Raw genomic sequence first — 3068 nt, 5'->3', positions numbered from 1 at the left:
TGAAAGGGGTGGACAACCCGAATCTTCTGTCGATCTTTCTTATCACTTGCATCTAGCAGCTTTGGATAAAGGGCAAGGGGAGCTCCTTTTTAGATACTTTCCCCATCCCAGTCTCCTTTCTACCGCCATTGACAGCGGCTGGGATGAGTGTATCATTACTCTAAACAAAAGTAAAAACTTTCACGACAAATGAAAAGGATCGAGTTGATGTTTCACGATGGATGTAAAAGACCCTTTGAATTGTTCCTAACACCTCGGGCTCTCTATAAGGGACTCGACAAAATGCTTTCACTTGATCTTTCCACTCTTCAAGTAGAAGAGTTAGATTTTCCTCCAATTGACCCACACGAGCTAGTAGATTACGACATTAGGAGAAAGGATGGAAAGATTGTCTTTATAGAAAAAGAGTGGAAAGGAGATAAGGCACACCACTGGCTTACAGTATCCGAGGAAGATGGAAGAAACCAAGTCCGGCTTTTCGGTCTCATTGATTCCAGGGGGATAGAGTACTTGTTGGACGAGCTGATCAGCGATCCTACCTGGTCACCTAATGGCGGGAAAATTGCCTTTTGGTATAGAGATTACAAAAGAGGGCAAGACATTTTGGCAATAATCAATGCGAGTGGGAAGAATGTTAAGGAGGTTTATCAGCTTAAGTTTGTTAATGGAATCAGTGCCGGTTCAGGTCTAGCATGGTCACCAAATGGAAAGAAAATTGCTTATGCGGTCAACGGCTGGATCTGGTTAATTAACTCTGATGGTTCAGGTGAGCCTCGAAGATTAGTTCAAGGTTACGACCCATCGTGGGCATTTGTGCCTGCTGAGAGAGTGGAAAGGAGTACCGATAGGCAGGACAGTATTCCCGAGGATATCAGAGTGGACACTCTTTCTTCCGGTAACTTTGAAGCCACCTTCTCTATTGACCCCTATACCACTACTGGGGGTGAGATCAGACTGGCCCTGGAGGTCAAAAACATAGAAGATAAGAAGGATACTATTGTCTTCAATTCCGCTCAGATGTACGATTTTTGGGTTACCGATGCTCAGGGCCAGGAGTTGTGGAGATGGTCGGCGGATAAAGCCTTTGCCCAGGTTATCCAGGAAGTTCCCCTTTCTCCGGGTCAGGGGATGGGATTTGCAGAGACTTACAACGCCACAGGATTATCGCCCGGAATCTACACTGTGTACGCTCGGGTCAACTCCTCTCAGTTAGAAGGAGAGCTTACCTAGAGGTTGGAAATGAGAGGATGAGCCCTTAAGGGAATTTGCACAAAAATCGTGACGGCATCTTCCTCATAGGGTTTCACAGCAGGATTAAGCCAGATCAAGAAGTTGAATATGGCTGGGGCTGGAGTTTGTCAGAAATGTTTGCGTGTAAGGAAAACCAACTCAGCAAGAAAATAGGGAAAGAGGATTTTCCTAGATTCGTAGTAGGACATTGAACACCAAAGGGATAGTGTCTTTTTAGATTGCTAAAACTATTGGTTCTTACCCACTATTTTGGAGAAGAACCTGATTTGTAGAAAGGAGGATGTGTTATGTATTGTTCAAATTGCGGTAACGAGCTAGAAGAGGGGGCGCTATTCTGCCACAATTGCGGTGTGAGGATAGAACCAATAGAGCAACTTGCTGTTGATCGTCGTGCTGAGACCAGGCAACCAGCAGGAGCACCTACTCCCAGAAGAAGGGGAAGTATTGTGTCTAGGGTGTGTGCTGCTGTTGCGTTAGTTTCTTTCCTTTTGTTGCCTCAGCTTTCTTGTGCAGGTATGGCAGTATCTGGCATAGACTTGGTTACACTATCTCGTGAGTCGGCCCAGTATTATCCAACTGGAGCCGAGCCCGGCAGTCCAACATTTGTCTTATTTCTCGTCATAGTAATCGTAGGTTCCGCAATCGTAGGAGTCGTTTCTAACACAGTCGTCCTCCACAGGGTGTCAGGGTTAGCTGGCCTTGCTTCCTTGTTAATCATCCTAATCCAGGCAAAGACGGGGGAGATCGGAGCCCTGATTCAGATAGAATTTGGCGGTTTTCTTACTTGTTTATCTTTTCTGGGTACAACCATTGGTGATCGTATTGAATCTTTCTTGAAGAAGGAGAAGACTATATAAACCAAGATCAGACATGATGGCTCAGTGGCGGTGTTAGCACTAAGGACTAGGTTCAAAGGATGGAGCTTTTGCCTGAGGAACATACCTGGCCTTGTGAGAGGAAAGGGATGACTCGTACTCTATCATTTGGTGAAAGTTCCCTATTGTTGGTGCAGCAACAGGGCGGGGGTCTGAAAGGATCCTGCTACTGTCCATCCGGTTAGCGCTTGGGAGATGGCTAGAGATTGATTTTAACAAGCTCTAGGTCTCCTCTGAGCCTAGATATATCACAGTACGGAGGAGTTTGAAGAACTTTATTCTAAGGGACTATTGCAGAAGGCAGCAGAAAAACTCTATCTCTCACAAGGCTAAAAAACGTCACCTTTGTGTTTGCGAGGTTAGCACAACATGATTTCCACCACCAGAGGAGGTTCTTTAAGGCGTCTATTTGTAAACATTGTGCCAAAAAGGTAGACATGGGTGAGGGTTTTTGTCCTTTTTGCGGAACTGCCCAGTCCTGGCGGGAGACCTGTGCGGCCGCGCAAAAGCTGGGAAAGGGTTTTGGGCCTATTTGTTTGACCTAAGCTTCCAGCACTTGATTACCCCAAGGATCACAAAGGCAGTGTTCACCATAGGCACGATTCTGAGCGGCTTGATTGCCCTTATAGGGCTGCTGATTTCCATAGCTGCTTTGGGCGATGTACGGGGCTTTGGTCATGCTCATAGGAGCCCCGTTAATGTTCCTGCTCAGTATCATCTCTCTCCATGTCTACCTGGAGTTAGTCATAATCCTGTCTAACCTCGCGCTGCCGGCATCAAGTCCATTGGCCATCAATTGGAGGCAAATACAAAACCTTAGTAAAGAGGGGTCTTAAGTAAGAATGAAATGAAGGAAGAATAAAGATGCCTTTTTGCCCGCAATGTGGAACTAACCCAAGTTCCGCAGAACCCCGCTTTTTGGGGTATTTTTTGGGGCCGCAG

The 3068-nt window shown here is 46.2% G+C and carries 3 protein-coding genes; all 3 read left to right on the top strand.

Annotated elements, in window-relative coordinates; all coding sequences use genetic code 11:
- Positions 1 to 193 (top strand): hypothetical protein (locus tag HW443_RS13055; protein ID WP_219857127.1); only part of this gene is annotated, 193 nt, incomplete at its 5' end.
- Between the two features lie 89 nt (positions 194 to 282).
- Positions 283 to 1230 carry a BsuPI-related putative proteinase inhibitor gene (locus HW443_RS10185; protein ID WP_176238152.1) on the top strand — a complete coding sequence of 316 codons (948 nt, stop codon included), beginning with the start codon at positions 283 to 285 and terminating at the stop codon, positions 1228 to 1230.
- Between the two features lie 308 nt (positions 1231 to 1538).
- The gene (locus HW443_RS10180; protein ID WP_176236126.1) at positions 1539 to 2108 is read left to right on the top strand and encodes a zinc-ribbon domain-containing protein; all 570 of its coding nucleotides are present in this window, start codon (positions 1539 to 1541) and stop codon (positions 2106 to 2108) included.
- The last annotated feature ends 960 nt before the right edge of the window (positions 2109 to 3068 follow it).

The organism is Candidatus Hakubella thermalkaliphila (genome assembly GCF_013281975.1).
GTDB lineage: Bacteria > Actinomycetota > Humimicrobiia > Hakubellales > Hakubellaceae > Hakubella > Hakubella thermalkaliphila.
The sequence above is the reverse complement of the archived record's forward strand: the minus strand, read 5'-3'. Positions and strand labels throughout refer to the sequence as shown.